The sequence below is a fragment of the Allomuricauda sp. M10 genome, assembly GCF_020782875.1.
Taxonomy (GTDB): domain Bacteria; phylum Bacteroidota; class Bacteroidia; order Flavobacteriales; family Flavobacteriaceae; genus Flagellimonas.
In genome coordinates this window covers 342,212-359,213 of record NZ_JAJGBN010000002.1, presented here as the reverse complement: position 1 = coordinate 359,213, position 17,002 = coordinate 342,212, and the positions used below count along the sequence as shown (strand labels likewise).

The window sequence follows — 17,002 nt, the reverse complement described above, 5'->3', positions numbered from 1 at the left end:
TAAATGGATAAAGCGAAATAAATTTAATCTAATCAACGCATTATGTACGCAATTGTAGAGATGGCAGGGCAGCAATTCAAAGTTGCAAAAGACCAGAAAGTGTACGTTCACCGTTTACAAGAAGATGAAGGTAGCAAAGTTACTTTCGACAAAGTGCTTCTTTTGGAAGATGGTGGAAACGTTACCATTGGCGCCCCAGTCATAGAAGGTGCGGCCGTAGAGGCCAAAGTTGTAAAGCACCTTAAGGGAAATAAAGTAATCGTCTTCAAAAAGAAAAGACGTAAAGGTTACCAAAAGAAAAACGGACACAGACAATATTTGACCGAGATCGTGGTTGAAAGTATTGTTGCTTCCGGTGCCAAGAAAGCTGCTCCAGCTAAGGCAAAGGTTGATGAAAAACCAGCTGCCAAAAAAGTGGAAGCTCCTAAAGCTGAAGCTCCAGCTGCAACAGAGGACCTAAGCTCCAAAACGGTTGCTGAATTGAGGGATTTGGCCAAAGCCAAGGACATTAACGGTTACTCTTCCATGAAGAAAGCCGAGTTGATCGAAGCATTAAGCAAATAAGAAAAGAACCAAAATTTAGATATCATGGCTCACAAGAAAGGTGTAGGTAGTTCAAAGAACGGTAGGGAATCGGAATCGAAACGTTTGGGCGTTAAGATTTTTGGTGGTCAGGCTGCCGTTGCTGGTAACATCATTGTAAGACAACGTGGTACCAAGCACAATCCTGGAGACAACGTATACGCAGGTAAAGACCATACCTTGCACGCCAAGGTAAGCGGTATCGTTAAGTTTGAGAAAAAATCCGGTGGAAAATCATTCGTTTCCATCGAGCCTTTCCAAGCTTAAGAACGAGTTTATATACAAGTTAAAGGCCCCGCATTTGCGGGGCCTTTTTTTTACACCATTTTTTAAAGGTTTAATAACCTAATGGTGATGTTGGGATGAGGCTGATTGATTTTCTTACCTCGGTTATTCCAAGGTCAGTCCATGAAAAGAATTATCCGGTATGCACAAATGGTCCTGTTTATGGTCATCCTTGTCCATCACCACGGTTTTTCGCAAAAGCCTGGGATGGAACAGACTATCAGTGATCCCAATTCTGTGGTTCGCACACTTCAACATCAATTGGATATTTCCAAAAAGAACCCTGACCAACCTAAAAAAATAGCTCAGAGCCATTTAAAACTGGGAGAATACTACCATTCCTTGGGTTTGTATTCCGAAGCTATGGAACAATACAACAAGGCTTTGGATCAATTGGGTACCGATTTCAACGATACACTCTTTATCACCTTGAACAACAATATTGGAAAGGTGTATCTATCGCTGAACAACTTTGAATTGGCCGAACAGCATTTTACTGAAACCTTGAATGCTTCCAAAGAAATACATAATGATAGGGGATTGGCTATTTCGTTGGGTTTGTTGGGAGCAAGCCACGAAAAACAAGCTGAGTATGATGATGCACTAAAGGATCAAAAAGAAAGCCTCTTGTTGTTCCAAAAAATGGGCGATGAGCATGGAGTGGCAACGACCAACGAGAATATCGGGAGCATTTATGAGGATTTGGAGCAGTTTGATCTGGCAAGACAATATTTCCAAAGGGCATATGATTATTTTGAAGGAAAAGGCACCGCCGAAGAGGTAAACGTGTTAAATAATCTGGGCGATTCTTTCAGGAAAACAGGTAATTATTCCGTTGCTCTTGAAAAAACCACTTTGGCTTTGGAAGTGGCTCAAAAACTGAACGACTTTCATCAATTGGAAAGCGCACACAAAGACCTTTCCAAGACCTATGCTTTTTTGGGTGATTTTGAAAAAGCCCATGCACACCTCCTTCAAGCGGAAGAATTCAACAGTGCCATGCTCAAGGCTCAAAATACGGACCAACTCAATGTACTTCAGACCATTTACGAAACAAACAAAAAGGAGGCTGAGATCCGGTTATTGAAGGAGCAGAACAAAGTGAGCCGTGCCAATCAAAACCTGTTGTGGGTAGCTCTTTTTGCCATTGCTGCCATCCTCACCATTTTGTATAACTATTTGGGAAGAAAGCGCAAGGCGAAACTTAAAATCCAAGAGTACAAACAACGTATGCTCAAGGCGGAGTTGGAAAAGAAGGCCATTGAGGAACAAAATCTTCAGCAAGAAATACAACTCAAGACATCGTCGTTGTCCCGATACAGCCTGCACCTGTCACAGAAAAACAAGATTTTGCTTGATCTTGCCAATACGTTGCGAAACATTGCCGGTAGAAAAAACATGAACACCTCCGATAAAATCAAAGACCTAGTAAAGGAAATCGATTTTAACCTACAACAGGAACAGGAGTGGGACGAGTTTATGATTTTCTTCAAGGAAATCCATCCGGAGTTTATCAAAAAACTATCGACCCTCTCCGATAACAATTTGTCACCGGCGGAACTTCGGTTGGGGATGTTGCTGCGATTGAACCTTTCTTCAAAAGAGATTGCCTCCATTTTAAGGGTGACGCCTGATAGTGTTCGGGTGGCCCGTCATCGTCTCCGTAAAAAACTTCCCATTGACCAAAAAGACGAATTGGTAAACTTTATGATCGATCTATAGCTCATTTTTCGCCTCTTTTTTGGAAAAGGTTAGCCCAATGTAAACTAACTGTAATTGTTGCCCTCTTGTTTCTGTCCAATTTCCCATTTGTTGCCTTTTTGTTTCCCTTTAATTTAAATCATAATAGGTTGATATACATAGTTTTGGAATGCATTCTAACAAGAACCAAAATGAAACCAATGAACCTAAAAAAACTATTGTTTGTAACGCTTTTTATGATGGTTGGGATGGCCATGGCACAGGCCCAAACCGGAAATATTCAGGGAACCATTACCGATGAAAATGGAATATATGTACCTGGGGCGAACGTTTATATTGAATCCATCTCCAAAGGAGGAATTACCGATTTTGACGGTCGATTCACCTTGGTGGCAATCCCCGAAGGCAACTATATCTTGAAAATAACGTATATGGGTTATGCCGACGTAGAGCAGGAAGTTGTCGTTACGGCTGGCAAAACCACTTCGGTTAGCATGTCTCTGAATCCTTCAAATGTGGAATTGGATGAAGTACAGGTAAGCGCATATGGACTTAGCGGGCAGGCCAAGGCCTTGAACACGCAGAAGACCAACATTAATATTACCAATGTGGTTTCCACGGACCAAATCGGAAAGTTTCCGGATGCGAATATCGGGGATGCGGTAAAACGTATTCCAGGGATCACTATGCAAGTGGATCAGGGTGAGGCAAGGAACATCATTGTGCGTGGTTTGTCGCCACAGCTGAACTCCGTGACTTTGAACGGAAGCCGAATTCCTTCCGCAGAAGCCGATAACAGGAACGTTCAAATGGATTTGATTCCTTCGGATATGATCCAAACTATCGAGGTCAACAAAGCGGTAACGCCCGACATGGATGCAGATGCTTTGGGTGGTTCGGTGAATTTGGTTACGCGAACCGCACCGCAAGGATTTCGGGTTTCCGCCACAGCTGGATCAGGTGTTAACTTCATCACCGATAAAAGAATTTGGAACGGATCTATTTTGGTAGGTGATCGCACCAAGGATGGAAAATTCGGTTATATGCTTTCCGCCACCATCAACGACAATGATTTTGGATCAGATGATATTGAAGCCGAATGGGAAAACGAATTTGAGTACAACACTGGTGAAGAAGATGATGAGGGTGATCCTATTTTGGAAGAAGTGGATGTTGATCCCTATACCAATGTCACCGAACAGCGTACTTATTTTGTGCAAAGGGTAAGAAGAAGTTTTGCTGCCAATTTTGATTTTCAAATTGATCCGAACAACAATGTTTTCCTGAAAGCTATGTACAACTGGAGGGATGACCGTGAAAACCGTTTCCGTTTGGAGCAGGAAATTTTGGATGGAGAGGATATTGAAGTGGGCGATTTTACCATCACCAATGGTGCATTGACCCGTTTCCCTGCGGAAATCAAAAGACAGACCAAAGGGGGTATTGCAGGCGGACGCAACCAAAATGCCCGTCTGGAAGATCAGCGCATGCAGAACTATACCCTTGGCGGTAATCACTTGTGGGGATCTTTGAAACTGGATTGGATGGCTTCCTATGCCAAGGCATCCGAAGAGCGTTTGAACGAACGCTATGCCGAATACGAATCGGAATACATCGTCAATAACGACAACAGCAATCCCAAGTATCCGATCATGACTGCCGTGGATCCAAACGATTTTAATGATCTGGGTAGCTTTGAATTTGGGGAAGTGACCAATGAAAACCAATATACCGATGAAAAGGATATGAACTTTTTCGTCAATTTTGAGTTACCTGCCGACTTTTTTGGACAAGGGAACGGAACCGTGAAATTTGGTGCCAGAGGTCGTTTCAAGACCAAGGAACGTGAAAATGATTTCTTCGAATACGATTTGGAGGACTTGTACCCAACCCTTGCAGACGTGCCTACTAAAATTTACACTGACCCCGATTATTTGGCTGGAAGCAAATACCAAGCAGGAACTTTTGCTAGCGAAGCATGGTTGGGTTCTTTGGATTTGAACAGCACCAATGGCGAAGATGTTCCGGACGAATATCTTCCTGGCAACTTCAAAGTGAAGGAAAATGTTTGGGCCGCCTATGCCATGTTCAATCAAAAACTGACGGATAAATTAAGCGTTTTAGCAGGTTTGCGTATGGAGAATACCAAATTGGAATCCGATGGCAACAGGGTTATCTATATTGAAGAAGATGAAGACAACGGTATTGAGGAAGGCATTGAGGTGCAATCCGTATCCGATGAAAACTCATACACCAACCTTCTACCTGGAGTACACTTTAAATATGATGTGGACAACAATACCATCTTGAGATTTGCTTGGACCAATACCTTGGCACGTCCCAATTATTCCGATTTGATTCCAAGGGCAGAGATCATCAATGAAGATGCAGAGGTAGTAGTTGGTAATCCTGAGCTGGACCCTACCACTTCTATGAACTTCGATCTGAATGCAGAGCATTATTTTGAGAGTGTAGGGATTATTTCCGGTGGCGTTTTCTACAAAAGGATCAATGACTTCATTTATACCTTCATCACGGAAGCACAAGACGATACCTTTGGATCGGGAACTACTGGATATGATGTGTTCCAGCCGTTGAACGGGGATTCTGCCTCCATTTTTGGAGCTGAACTTTCCTTCCAAAGACAATTGGATTTCTTGCCTGGCTTCGCTAGAAATTTCAGCATCTATCTGAACTATACCTATTTGACCTCCAGTGCCGATGGCATCCGTAATGAAGATGGTGACGAGCGTACCGATTTAGATCTTCCCAACACGGCACCCAATATGTTTAACGGCTCGTTGGGTTATGCGGACAAGAGGTTCAGTGCAAGGCTATCGGCCAACTTTTCCGATTTCTATATTGATGAGATCGGCGGAAACGCTTTTGAGGACAGATACTATGATACTCAGTTCTTCTTGGATTTCAATGCCAGTTTTGCCATCAACAAAAACTTGAGGATCTATACCGATGTGAACAACATCACCAACCAACCTTTAAGGTATTTCCAAGGGGTGAAGGAAAGGACCCAACAAGCGGAGTTCTATAGTACTCGATGGACTTTTGGGTTGAAATATGACTTGTTTAAAAAATAGCATTGTCAGTTCGAGCGCAGTCGAGAACGAGTATGAACGATTTCTTTGGAAAACATCTCGACTGCGCTCGATATGACATTTTTGAATGTACTTTTAATAGATAGATTCTGATGAAACAGATACAAATATTACTTTTTCTATCAATATTTATGTTTTCCTGCAAACAACAGGCAACCAAATTACCTGCAATAGCTCCCGATATTATTACTGAAAAAACACCCAACGATACCGATGATCCCGCTATTTGGATCCATCCTGATGACCCTTCAAAAAGCATCGTTTTCGGAACTGATAAACAAACTAATGGGGGTATCTATGCCTTTGACCTTGATGGAAAAATCATTCATGAAAAATCCATCAAAAATATAGAACGCCCCAACAATGTAGACCTTGAATACGGTTTTCAACTGAACGATTCCGTTGCGGTTGACATTTTGGCCTTTACGGAAAGGGAAAAGCAACAATTCCGTTTGTTCTCCGTACCCGATATGCAGCCTTTGGACGGTGGTGGTTTTCCTGTTTTTGAAGATGAGACCAACCTGGAACAACGTTTGCCCATGGGTATAAGCCTCTACAAATCCCCAAAGGATTCGGCCATTTATGCCATTGTGGGTAGAAAAACGGGTCCCAGCGGTTCGTATCTCTATCAGTACAAATTGGAGATGGACAGTACAGGGGTAAAGGCCAATTTGGTCAGGAAATTTGGCAGTTTTAGTGGTAAGGAAGAAATCGAGGCCATTGCTGTGGATGACGAACAAGGCTTTGTGTACTATTCCGATGAAGGCGTCTGCATCAAAAAATATTATGCCGAACCTTCCATGGGGAATGAGGAGCTTGCCTGCTTTGGTGGCGAACATTTTTTACAGGACATTGAGGGAATTGCCATTGCCACTTACCCAAATGGGGAAGGGTTCATCATTGTTTCCGATCAACAGCGGGGACAGTTCAATATCTTTTCCAGAAAGGACAACAGTTTCATCAAGGCGGTAAACCTGTCAACTACAGAAACCGATGGTTGTGATGTGGTCACCGTACCTTTGAACGACACTTTTAAAAATGGGCTTTTTGCTGCCATGAATGATCAAAAAGACTTCTATTTTTACGATTTGGGCAAATTGGAATTAAAAGTTGAGTGATTCCTTCTTCCGCATGTACTTACAGGGTATATTTAAGGGAAGATCTTTATAGATGTCCTACTCCGATACCATTCAGCAACATGTATATTCATTTCCCGATCTAAAATCGGTGTTGGCCAAGGCCAGCCCATTTAGAACGGGAGATGCCCTTGCAGGTTTGGCGGCCGAAAGCAATATGGAACGGGTGGCGGCCCAATTTGTGTTGAGTGAAATCGCCTTGAAAGATTTTCTAAATGTGACCATTATTCCTTACGAAAAGGATGAGGTGACCCGCTTGATTATGGACACCCATGATGCCGTTGCTTTTCAGGAAATTTCGGAGTTTACCGTGGGCGATTTGCGTAATTGGTTGCTTTCCCATGAAGTGGATTCTCAAAAATTGGCACAGATTGCCAAAGCCCTCACCCCGGAAATGGTCGCCGCTGTTTCCAAACTGATGCGGAACCAAGACTTGATTTCCGTGGCCCAAAAGTGCGAGGTGGTCACACAATTCCGAAATACCATTGGTAAAAAAGGGCATCTGTCAGTCAGGTTACAACCCAATCATCCTACAGATGACTTGCATGGCATTGCCGCCAGTATTGTAGATGGACTTTTGTACGGAAGCGGGGATGCTGTCATTGGAATCAACCCTGTCACAGATAGTGTGGACATAGTGGGGGATCAACTTAAAATGATGGACGAGATCCGTCAACGGTTCGATATCCCCACTCAGATCTGTGTGCTCTGTCATTTGACCACTTCTTTGGAATTGTTGAACAAGGCCCCAATTGATCTCGTTTTTCAATCCATCGGCGGAACGGAAAAAACTAATGCATCCTTCGGCATAAACCTTTCCATGTTGCAGGAAGCCTATGACGGTGCTTTACAATTGAACAGGGGAACCTTGGGAAACAACCTCATGTATTTTGAAACGGGTCAAGGATCATCCCTTTCAGCCAATGCACATTGGGGAGTGGATCAGCAGACTTGTGAGGCCCGAGCTTATGCCGTGGCTCGACAATTTAATCCGCTTTTGGTGAATTCCGTGGTGGGGTTCATTGGTCCTGAATATTTGTATGATGGCAAACAGATTACCCGTGCCGGATTGGAAGATCATTTTTGTGGAAAATTAATGGGATTGCCCATGGGGATGGATGTGTGCTACACCAACCATGCCGAGGCCGACCAAGATGATATGGACAACTTATTGACTCTTTTGGGAGTTGCAGGATGTAATTTCATTATGGGGGTTCCGGGTTCGGATGACGTGATGCTGAATTACCAATCCACCTCCTTTCATGATGCCCTTTACGTGCGAAAAGTACTGAACAAAAAATCGGCTCCAGAGTTTGAAAAATGGCTCCTAAACATGGGGATTTTGGACGATGTTGGAAATCGTTTGCCCATTGAACCCTCCCATCGATTGTTAAAGAACCTGTGATGAAAAAAGAACATTCTAAACCGACCATTAGGGATCCGTGGGAAAATTTAAAGGAGTTCACCAATGCCCGTATTGCCTTGGGGAGTACTGGCAATGCTATTCCATTAAACGAGGTATTGCAGTTCAAGTTTGCCCATGCCCATTCCAAAGATGCCATTACAACAGAATTAGACGTTCCTATGTTGAAGACTGAAATCGAATCTTGGGGCTTTCCCATTTGGGAAGTAAAAAGTCAAGCTTCGGATAGGTCGGAATATCTTAAACGACCCGATCTGGGAAGAAAATTGGATCCGGAATCGGAAGTACTGTTGAAAAAAAACACTGAGACTTTTGATATCATTTTTGTTTTGGCAGATGGGCTTTCAGCCGGAGCGGTGAACCAAAATGCACTTCCCTTACTTCAGCTATTGTTGCCCCAACTGCAGGGGTATTCCTTTGGATTTGTTACGGCTACCATGGCCCGTGTAGCGTTAGGCGATGCCATTGGAAGTGCTCTGAATACCAAATTTGTGGCATTGTTCATCGGGGAACGCCCAGGATTGTCCTCTCCGGAAAGCATGGGGATTTATACCACCTACGCCCCCAAAATGGGTCTGACCGACGAACGCCGAAATTGTATTTCCAACATTCATGAAAATGGACTTGACCATCAACAAGCTGCTTCTTTGGTTGGCTATTTGGTCCGTCAATCCTTTGCCAAACAGATCAGTGGTGTCGATATCAAAATCAATCTGAAAGAACTTTTGGAAGATTAATTTTTAGAATTGAAGTTTTCGCTTTCTGGCCGTAATGTTCCAAGTGTCAACTTTTTCTCCGTTTTCAATTACTGATACTTCGTCGTGCAGGTTAATGGTAGGGCAGATGTGATAAGGAACTCCGTACAGTACATCGCCAACCTTCCAATGGTCCCAATCGCTCACACGGATTACTCCATGTTCTTCACTTTGTGAAAGCAGTTCATAATTGTTGATGTTGAGGAACTTGATGCGTTTATCGATCCGGTTTTCCGCAGATACCGATTTATGTCCCATGTCCACTGTGATGATGCCTTCCGTGGGTTTGGAAATTACCCGCGTTACCACCAAAGCGGCATATCTAAAGGATTGTTCGGTAAGTTTTTCCCCATAACCCCAATCCCATAACACACAGGTTCCTGGACTAGTGATTCTATTTTCTTCCAATAAATGGGAGGTAAAGGAAGGCGTGCCTCCACAGATCATTTTTGCCTCGGGATATTGATTTTTGATGTTGTTGAAATACCCAGTGACCTGTTCCAGGTCATGCTCAATTTTTTCGTTGCGTTGGCTAAATTCAGAATCCCGTAAGTGACCATCGTACACATGGAATCCGTCAAAATGAAGGCCATTGCAAGTATCTAAATATTGTAACAAGTCATCCAATCCAGTATCTATCTTGATGCCAGATCGGTCCATACCGTTATTGATGTCGATATAGATGTGGGCCATTGTTCCACTTTCGAGTGCTTTGCTGTTCAAAAGTTCAGCGCTGCCCAAATTGTCGATCAAGGTTGAAAATTGGGTATTGGGAAAATGTTGGCACAGTTGAAGGAAGCGGTCCACTTTAGGGCCCACCAATTGATGGGCAATCAACACGGAGTTGGCCCCAGCTTCTGCCGCTATTTCAGCTTCAGAAATTGTGGATGCCTTAAAATTGGAGATTCCGGATTCCAACAAAAAATCCATCACTTTAGGCATTTTGTTGGTTTTGATGTGGGGCATCAATCGTTCTGTATTACCATGGACCAGTGAAATCATTTCCTGTACGTTGAATTTCAAGTTTTCCAAATACAGGGCAATGGATGGGGAGTCCACCGTTTCCACATTTTTAATCCTATACCAATCGTTGTTCATCCTTTTGCATTTTGATTGAATAAAGGTAAGGATCCCAAAAGACATGTGAGCCATCTTTTTAGTTTGGTGATGTTGCAAAAAAGCAGGTTCGGATTTTAGGTTTGTAGACGAATCCCATAAAATGTTTTCGTAGCTTTAAGAATATTAACCATAACTCATTTATCATGAAAAAAATCGTTATTTCATCATTGCTAGCCTGCTCCATTTTGTTTACCAGCTGTTTGGGGTCTTTCCAGGCATTTAACAATCTAAAAGATTGGAACCAAGGTGCCACTAGCAGTAAATTCTTGGACAACCTTATTTTTTGGGGATTGAATATTGTACCCGTGTATGGCCTGTTTTTCTTGGGTGATGCCTTGATCTTTAATGTGATCGAGTTCTGGTCCGGATCTAATCCTATTGCCATGAAAGATGGGGAGACTGAAACCCAAATGGTAGAACACGAGGGCAATACCTTTGAGATGGTCGCTACAAAAAACAGGGTTCAGATTACAGTGGTAGAAGGACCTAAAAAAGGCAAGAAATTGGATTTGGTATACAAGCCCGATGAAAAATCATGGAACGCCGTACGTCCTAATGGTGAGATCATCAAACTTTCCTCTTTTGAAGAAGGTTTCTACATTGTATATATGCCCAATGGTGAAAAAATCAAAATAGACCCGATGAACACCCAACAGGAAGGTTTGGCTCTATTGAATGAGGCCAAAACCTGTTATTACGGTGAAGGGCTTCTAGCGGATTAAACCATCACATTTAAATAAAAAAAACCCATGGCCTAAACCATGGGTTTTTCTATTGTATTTCTTCGAAATCTTAATATCTGTAATAATCCGGTTTGAAGGGTCCTTCAACCGTAACACCGATATATTCCGCTTGATCTTGCTTCAATTCAGTAAGCTCAGCACCTAATCGGGCCAAATGCAGTTGGGCCACTTTTTCATCCAAATGTTTGGGCAAGGTATACACATTGTTTTCATAGTTGTCGTGGTTTTTCCACAATTCAATTTGAGCCAATGTCTGGTTGGTGAAGGAGTTACTCATTACAAAGCTTGGGTGGCCTGTGGCACAGCCCAAGTTTACTAATCGGCCTTCGGCCAAAATGATCACATCCTTACCTTCAATGGTGTATTTGTCCACTTGAGGTTTGATCTCGTTCTTGGTGTTGCCATAAGTGCGGTTCAACCAAGCCATGTCAATTTCGTTGTCGAAGTGACCAATATTACAAACAATGGCCTTGTCCTTCATCGCCCTGAAATGTTCCTCACGGATAATGTCCTTGTTTCCGGTTGCGGTGATGATTACATCGGCATTTTCCACAACGGATTCCAATTTCTTCACCTCATACCCGTCCATACAGGCCTGTAGGGCACAAATAGGGTCAATTTCAGTAACGGTAACAATGGCACCGGCCCCACGGAAAGAGGCGGCGGTTCCTTTACCAACATCTCCATATCCAGCAACCACTACGCGTTTTCCGGCTAACATGGTATCCGTAGCCCTTCTGATAGCATCCACGGCACTTTCGCGACATCCATATTTGTTATCGAACTTGGATTTGGTCACGGAGTCGTTCACGTTGATAGCAGGCATCGGCAGGGTTCCTTTTTTCACCCTTTCGTACAAACGGTGCACTCCTGTAGTGGTTTCTTCGGATAGTCCCTTAACACCAGCTGCCATTTCAGGATAGAGGTCCAACACCATATTGGTAAGGTCACCACCATCGTCCAAGATCATGTTCAACGGTTTTCTGTCCTCTCCAAAGAAAAGGGTCTGCTCTATACACCAATCAAATTCCTTTTCGTTCATACCTTTCCAAGCATAAACAGGAATTCCGGCAGCGGCAATGGCAGCGGCGGCATGGTCTTGGGTTGAGAAAATATTACAGGAACTCCAGGTTACTTCGGCACCAAGGGCCACCAACGTCTCGATCAAAACAGCCGTTTGGATGGTCATGTGCAGACATCCCGCAATTCGGGCACCTTTTAAAGGTTGCTCTTTACCGTACTCTTCACGTATTGCCATGAGCCCCGGCATTTCGGCCTCGGCAAGCTCAATCTCTTTTCTTCCCCAATCCGCCAGGGACATATCCTTCACTTTATAAGGTACATACGGAATTGTCTTTGTGCTCATACTTTATATAAATTAACTTTTGTAGCTTCGCTTTTATAGTGCGACAAAGATACAAATTCGCTTAATTTTTGGTCATGCCCATTTACAAAACCATAACAGTTTCCCCAACAACCAAAGTTTACATCTGGAAGGTGACCGAGCCAGAGGAAGAATTGGGAAAAAATGTGGAGCTTACCCAGCACTGCCAAAACCGGATGGATGGCATGAAATCAGAAGCACACCGAAGGGCATTCCTGAGTATCAGACACTTATTGGCCTTGGCGGGTTATGAGGACAAGGACCTTGTTTATGATGATTTTGGTAAGCCCCATTTAAAGGACGGGAACCATATATCCATCACCCATTCGCACAATTTTACAGGAATCATTGTCAGTGAAACCGATGAGGTGGGCATTGATATAGAAATGCAGCGCGACAAAATCCTTCGGATTGCCCATAAATTTACCCCAATAGGGGAATACAAGACTTTGGCCAACGCCGAGGCCCTTATGAGAAAACTGACCATTGTTTGGGGTGCCAAGGAATCGCTATATAAAATTTATGCCCAGCAGGGGCTTAGTTTTTTAAGGCATATTGATGTCATGGATTTTGCATTTGCCGACGGACGTACCGTTGCCGAGATCTTATATAAAGGAAAAAAATCGCATTACGAAATCGAGTTTCTGGAGTTTGAAGGCTTTACCTGTGTCTATGCCCTAACAATGATGGGCGGATGACGGTTTCTTTTTAGTAGTTTTGTTTCCGAATTGCAATCATGCCCATGAAAATATCTGCCGAACTTACCCTTACCCCGCTTCAAGACGATTTTGAACCCCCGATCATAGCATTCATAAAAAACTTGAGAGCTTCAGGGCTCACGGTATTGGAAAACCCGTTGAGTACCCAGGTTTATGGGGATTATGATAAGGTCATGGAGCTGCTTCAATCCGAAATCAAGGAAGCTTTTGAAAATTTAGATCATGTGGTGCTGACCATGAAGCTCGTGAAATCTGACAGAAGCGATTATGAACCCCATTTTTGATTTTTTCCTAGGGCCTTATGAGGATAGGGAACTGTCCTTGATCATACTGGAGGCCACTGCATTTTTCTTTGGGATTGCCAGTGTGGTCTATGCCAAAAAAGAGGATATTTTGGTCTACCCCACAGGGTTGGTAGCCACGGTAATCACCACCTACATCTTTTTTACGGATAGTCTTTTTGGGGACATGATGATGAATTTCTACTATTCCATCATGAGTATTTATGGATGGTGGAACTGGGCCCGAAGAAAGGATGATCGTGAACTTTTGGTCCATATCACTCGGACAAATAAGAAAGAAAAATGGGTGGGATTCGGATTTTTTATCCTCACCATGTTGGTCACCTATGGGGTTTATATGGCCTTTGGAGCAGAAATTGGTACAACCAATTATGTGGACATCGTGACCTCTGGTATCTTTTTTACAGGAATGTGGTATATGGCCAACAAGAAACTTGAAAACTGGACACTATGGATCATTGGTGACCTAATAACCGTACCTTTGTACGCTTATAGGGGATGGGGCATGTTCTCTCTGCAATACCTCATCTTTACCGTTTTGGCCATACAGGGATATCTAGCATGGAAGAAAAACTTGGGCAAGAGCCTTCAAACCTCATAAAAGTAGTCCTTTTTGGACCTGAATCCACAGGAAAAACAACGCTGGCGGGCCAACTGGCCGAACATTACAATACGGAATGGGTGCCCGAATACGCCCGGGAGTACCTTCAAGATAAATGGGACAGGGAACAAAAGACCTGCGAGCCCAAAGACCTGGTCCCAATAGCCTACGGACAAATGGAACTGGAAAACCGATTGGCAAAAACGGCCAATAAGGTACTCATTTGCGATACCGATCTTTTGGAGACCAAAGTCTATTCAGAAGCCTATTATACTGGTACCTGTGACCCCATTTTGGAAAAGTACGCCTTGAAAAACAGTTATGATCTGTATCTGTTGACCTATATAGATACCCCTTGGGTTGCAGACGATCTTCGGGACAAACCGGATGAACGTGAACGAATGTATGCGTATTTCAAGGAATCATTGGAGAAATATCATCGGAATTTTATTATTTTAAAGGGAGATAAAGCCACTAGGCTAAAAAAGGCAACAGAACACATTGATAAACTTCTCCAGAACATGATAACATTGAGTCCGAAAGACTTGGAACAATTGGATTCCAAAGGAATTACCAAGGAAAAAGTGATGCGCCAGATTGAAACTTTCAGGGAAGGCATCCCATTTGTGAAATTGGTCAAGGCGGCCGTTGTAGGCAACGGTATCCTCCGATTTTCTGATAAGGAACAAACTGACCTGGTCCAATATTTTGAGGACCACAGGGGTAACTTGGATTTTTTGAAATTTGTTCCTGCATCAGGTGCCGCATCCCGAATGTTCAAGGCCATGTTCAACTTTTTGGACGCATTCGATCCTAAAAAGGAAAGTCTATCCGATTATATTGCACGGACCGGAGATAAGGACGCGCAAAAGTTTGTGGATCAAATGTCAAAATTTCCTTTTTATGACCTGATCATGGAAAGGATCAAGGGAAAGGCGTCCAGTAAAGATGAGGAAGCTTATCTGTTCGTGAAGGAAATGTTGGTGGAAAGTGGACTCAATTACGGTTTTTATCCGAAAGGATTATTGCCGTTCCATAGGTATAAAACAGGCAGTGCAACCCCGTTTGAAGAACATTTGAAAGAGGCAGCACTGTATGCCAAAACATTGGGGAAGGCAAATTTACACTTCACGGTTTCCGAACAGCATGATGAAATGTTCGCTGAGGAAGAATCCAAAGTTTCACCCAAAATAGCAAAGCTGACCAATACAAAATTCGATATCAGCTATTCCAATCAAAAACCATCCACAGATACCATTGCCGTTGGTTTGGACAACCAACCTTTCAAAAATGGGGATGGCTCCTTATTGTTCAGACCGGGAGGACATGGTGCATTGATCGAGAATCTCAATGATCAGGATGCGGACATCATCTTCATCAAGAATATTGACAATGTAGTAATCGATAAAAACTTGGAACAAGTCGCCAACAGCAAAAAAATGCTGGCCGGGGTTTTGGCCAAGGTGCAGAACAAGGCTTTTGGTTATGCCAAACTTTTGGATGAAGGGGATGTTTCCATTTCCAAATCTGAAGAAATCAAGGAGTTTTTGGAGAAAGACCTGAATGTTAGGATGCCAAATGATTTCGATGACATGGACGTTGACGAACAGCTTTCCGTATTGAAGGATAGGATCAATCGCCCGATCCGTATTTGCGGAATGGTGAAGAACGAAGGCGAACCCGGCGGCGGGCCCTTTTGGATCGAAGATGGCGATGGAAACATTTCACTCCAGATTATCGAGTCCGCCCAAATTGATATGGATGATGACCAACAGGCTTCCCTACTCAAAAACTCAACGCATTTTAACCCTGTGGATTTGGTCTGCGGAGTGCGCAACCATAAGGGAGAGAAGTACAATCTGTTGGATTATGTGGACGAAAAGCAAGGCTTCATTACAAGTAAAACCCAAGAAGGCAAAGAGCTGAAAGCTTTGGAGCTACCCGGACTTTGGAATGGTGGTATGGCATTCTGGAATACACTTTTCGTTGAAGTTCCTTTAGTGACCTTCAATCCGGTGAAAACGGTGAACGATCTTTTAAAACCGAGCCACCAAGCGTAAGTATCAGACAATCAAAATATAAGATCCGCTGTTCAAACAAACAGCGGATTTTTTTTGTTGTCAAGGTGACTACTTCCTAAAAAAGGTGTCGAATAAGGTATACTCGAAAAGGATTGAATGTATTTGGATCAGCTGTTTTCGCGTAATGGAAAAAAATAGATAATCCTTGCGGGTTGTCTTGCTTTAGGTTGGTTGATTTGGTTAAGAGAGCTGTACGCCTAGTGCAGCTCTCTTTTGAACCAAAATGGCGGTCCACAATAATGAAAGTATGCTCTTTAAAATAATTCTGTTTTTCAACCTGGTCTCATTGGCCATGGCGATATATATGTTGTTATCGTATTTAAAAATTAAAAAAGAAAAGGATAAAAGAAAACATCCGGATGATGCTAGCTAAACACTATCCATGTATTGTCCATTTCTGCCAACCCTATAATAGTCTTATTTCCTTGTGACTATAGTTGGTCAGGATGAAAGGTCGCGAAAGCGACCTTTCTTGTTTACTTTTTACACACTTCAACCTGATAATTACACACTTTTACACAGATGTAAAAATTCCTATATTTTTTAAGTGATTGATAATCAGTAATTAAAATGGAAATTGGCAAGACTCAAAATTCTGGCATTGGTTTTTCATATAACTAAGCAAGTAAAACATTAAAATCATATACCATGAAAAATTTAGCAATTGCAACCGTATTGTCCTTCGTAGGAATCACAGCTTTCGCCAACGTAGAAACTCCAGAACTTGATGTGGATAACGCCACAGTAATCGTTGCCCAGGATTTTGAGGAAATAGAAGTTGCTTCCCTTCCTGAAGCCGTTTCAAAAGCAGTGGAGAAAAACTACCCCACGGCCAAAATTGACAAAGCCTACAAGAATGAGAAGGACCAGTTCAAATTGGATCTATCTCTGGAAGATGGTACTACAGGAACCGTATATGCCGATGCCGATGGTAACTGGATCGACATGTAATTTAAGTTTTCGAGACCGTGTTAGGTTAGTTAGTTTGGTTGAAAAGGGCTGCATTTGCAGCCCTTTTTTTGTGATAAATTTATAAGTGAAGCACCATCCCATCGGCT

The 17,002-nt window shown here is 42.9% G+C and carries 15 protein-coding genes; 13 read left to right on the top strand and 2 right to left on the bottom strand.

Going from position 1 to position 17,002, the window contains the following annotated elements:
• Positions 1-42 precede the first annotated feature (42 nt).
• The 7 genes from rplU to eutC all read left to right on the top strand — a co-directional run bounded on the left by rplU (position 43) and on the right by eutC (position 8,977).
• The gene (rplU, locus tag LKX84_RS06710; protein WP_228236365.1) at positions 43-564 is read left to right on the top strand and encodes a 50S ribosomal protein L21; all 522 of its coding nucleotides are present in this window, start codon (positions 43-45) and stop codon (positions 562-564) included.
• A gap of 24 nt (positions 565-588) precedes the next feature.
• On the top strand, positions 589-849 hold the full coding sequence (gene rpmA / locus LKX84_RS06705) for a 50S ribosomal protein L27 (protein ID WP_163631761.1): 261 nt from the start codon (positions 589-591) through the stop codon (positions 847-849).
• A 141-nt stretch (positions 850-990) separates the two neighbouring features.
• The gene (locus LKX84_RS06700) at positions 991-2,589 is read left to right on the top strand and encodes a tetratricopeptide repeat protein (protein ID WP_228236364.1); all 1,599 of its coding nucleotides are present in this window, start codon (positions 991-993) and stop codon (positions 2,587-2,589) included.
• Positions 2,590-2,759: 170 nt separating this feature from the next.
• Entirely contained in the window at positions 2,760-5,663 is a 2,904-nt protein-coding gene (locus LKX84_RS06695) for a TonB-dependent receptor (RefSeq protein ID WP_410548871.1), read from the top strand.
• A 149-nt stretch (positions 5,664-5,812) separates the two neighbouring features.
• Positions 5,813-6,799: a phytase gene (locus LKX84_RS06690; protein WP_410548870.1), complete on the top strand. Its 987-nt coding sequence runs from the start codon at positions 5,813-5,815 to the stop codon at positions 6,797-6,799.
• 52 nt (positions 6,800-6,851) lie between these two features.
• Positions 6,852-8,222 (top strand): ethanolamine ammonia-lyase subunit EutB, encoded by a 1,371-nt coding sequence (locus LKX84_RS06685; protein ID WP_228236361.1) that lies wholly within the window; start codon positions 6,852-6,854, stop codon positions 8,220-8,222.
• Positions 8,222-8,977, top strand: a complete 756-nt coding sequence (gene eutC / locus LKX84_RS06680; protein WP_228236360.1) for an ethanolamine ammonia-lyase subunit EutC — start codon at positions 8,222-8,224, stop codon at positions 8,975-8,977. The genes LKX84_RS06685 and eutC overlap by 1 nt, the downstream gene beginning before the upstream one ends.
• A 3-nt stretch (positions 8,978-8,980) precedes the next feature.
• Here the strand turns inward: eutC and LKX84_RS06675 are convergent, their stop codons facing one another.
• A complete protein-coding gene (locus LKX84_RS06675; RefSeq protein ID WP_228236359.1) occupies positions 8,981-10,093 on the bottom strand; it encodes an alanine racemase in 1,113 nt (370 codons plus the stop codon).
• A gap of 164 nt (positions 10,094-10,257) precedes the next feature.
• On the opposite strand from LKX84_RS06675, the gene LKX84_RS06670 reads away from it, so the two are divergent.
• Positions 10,258-10,836, top strand: coding sequence for a DUF3332 domain-containing protein (locus LKX84_RS06670; protein ID WP_228236358.1), 579 nt, complete (start codon positions 10,258-10,260; stop codon positions 10,834-10,836).
• Positions 10,837-10,906: 70 nt separating this feature from the next.
• On the opposite strand, the gene ahcY is transcribed toward LKX84_RS06670, so the two are convergent.
• Positions 10,907-12,223 carry an adenosylhomocysteinase gene (gene ahcY / locus LKX84_RS06665; protein ID WP_228236357.1) on the bottom strand — a complete coding sequence of 439 codons (1,317 nt, stop codon included), beginning with the start codon at positions 12,221-12,223 and terminating at the stop codon, positions 10,907-10,909.
• Between the two features lie 74 nt (positions 12,224-12,297).
• Here ahcY and LKX84_RS06660 point away from each other — a divergent pair, with 74 nt between their 5' ends.
• The 5 genes from LKX84_RS06660 (at position 12,298) to LKX84_RS06640 (ending at position 16,895) form a co-directional block, all read left to right on the top strand.
• The gene (locus LKX84_RS06660; protein ID WP_228236356.1) at positions 12,298-12,939 is read left to right on the top strand and encodes a 4'-phosphopantetheinyl transferase family protein; all 642 of its coding nucleotides are present in this window, start codon (positions 12,298-12,300) and stop codon (positions 12,937-12,939) included.
• A gap of 44 nt (positions 12,940-12,983) precedes the next feature.
• Entirely contained in the window at positions 12,984-13,244 is a 261-nt protein-coding gene (locus LKX84_RS06655) for a YkoF family thiamine/hydroxymethylpyrimidine-binding protein (protein WP_228236815.1), read from the top strand.
• On the top strand, positions 13,228-13,863 hold the full coding sequence (gene pnuC / locus LKX84_RS06650; protein WP_228236355.1) for a nicotinamide riboside transporter PnuC: 636 nt from the start codon (positions 13,228-13,230) through the stop codon (positions 13,861-13,863). Before LKX84_RS06655 ends, pnuC begins: the two co-directional genes overlap by 17 nt.
• Positions 13,824-15,923, top strand: coding sequence for a DUF4301 family protein (locus LKX84_RS06645; RefSeq protein WP_228236354.1), 2,100 nt, complete (start codon positions 13,824-13,826; stop codon positions 15,921-15,923). The genes pnuC and LKX84_RS06645 overlap by 40 nt, the downstream gene beginning before the upstream one ends.
• Before the next feature lie 669 nt (positions 15,924-16,592).
• Positions 16,593-16,895, top strand: coding sequence for a hypothetical protein (locus LKX84_RS06640; protein ID WP_228236353.1), 303 nt, complete (start codon positions 16,593-16,595; stop codon positions 16,893-16,895).
• Positions 16,896-17,002: the final 107 nt, after the last annotated feature.

Excerpts from the sequence above, each read along its gene's own strand:
- rplU (WP_228236365.1), top strand. The coding sequence starts at position 43 with ATGTACGCAATTGTAGAGATGGCAGGGCAGCAATTCAAAGTTGCAAAA.
- rpmA (WP_163631761.1), top strand. The coding sequence starts at position 589 with ATGGCTCACAAGAAAGGTGTAGGTAGTTCAAAGAACGGTAGGGAATCG.
- LKX84_RS06700 (WP_228236364.1), top strand. The coding sequence starts at position 991 with ATGAAAAGAATTATCCGGTATGCACAAATGGTCCTGTTTATGGTCATC.
- LKX84_RS06695 (WP_410548871.1), top strand. The coding sequence starts at position 2,760 with ATGAAACCAATGAACCTAAAAAAACTATTGTTTGTAACGCTTTTTATG.
- LKX84_RS06690 (WP_410548870.1), top strand. The coding sequence starts at position 5,813 with ATGTTTTCCTGCAAACAACAGGCAACCAAATTACCTGCAATAGCTCCC.
- LKX84_RS06685 (WP_228236361.1), top strand. The coding sequence starts at position 6,852 with ATGTCCTACTCCGATACCATTCAGCAACATGTATATTCATTTCCCGAT.
- eutC (WP_228236360.1), top strand. The coding sequence starts at position 8,222 with ATGAAAAAAGAACATTCTAAACCGACCATTAGGGATCCGTGGGAAAAT.
- LKX84_RS06675 (WP_228236359.1), bottom strand. The coding sequence starts at position 10,093 with ATGAACAACGATTGGTATAGGATTAAAAATGTGGAAACGGTGGACTCC.
- LKX84_RS06670 (WP_228236358.1), top strand. The coding sequence starts at position 10,258 with ATGAAAAAAATCGTTATTTCATCATTGCTAGCCTGCTCCATTTTGTTT.
- ahcY (WP_228236357.1), bottom strand. The coding sequence starts at position 12,223 with ATGAGCACAAAGACAATTCCGTATGTACCTTATAAAGTGAAGGATATG.
- LKX84_RS06660 (WP_228236356.1), top strand. The coding sequence starts at position 12,298 with ATGCCCATTTACAAAACCATAACAGTTTCCCCAACAACCAAAGTTTAC.
- LKX84_RS06655 (WP_228236815.1), top strand. The coding sequence starts at position 12,984 with ATGAAAATATCTGCCGAACTTACCCTTACCCCGCTTCAAGACGATTTT.
- pnuC (WP_228236355.1), top strand. The coding sequence starts at position 13,228 with ATGAACCCCATTTTTGATTTTTTCCTAGGGCCTTATGAGGATAGGGAA.
- LKX84_RS06645 (WP_228236354.1), top strand. The coding sequence starts at position 13,824 with ATGGAAGAAAAACTTGGGCAAGAGCCTTCAAACCTCATAAAAGTAGTC.
- LKX84_RS06640 (WP_228236353.1), top strand. The coding sequence starts at position 16,593 with ATGAAAAATTTAGCAATTGCAACCGTATTGTCCTTCGTAGGAATCACA.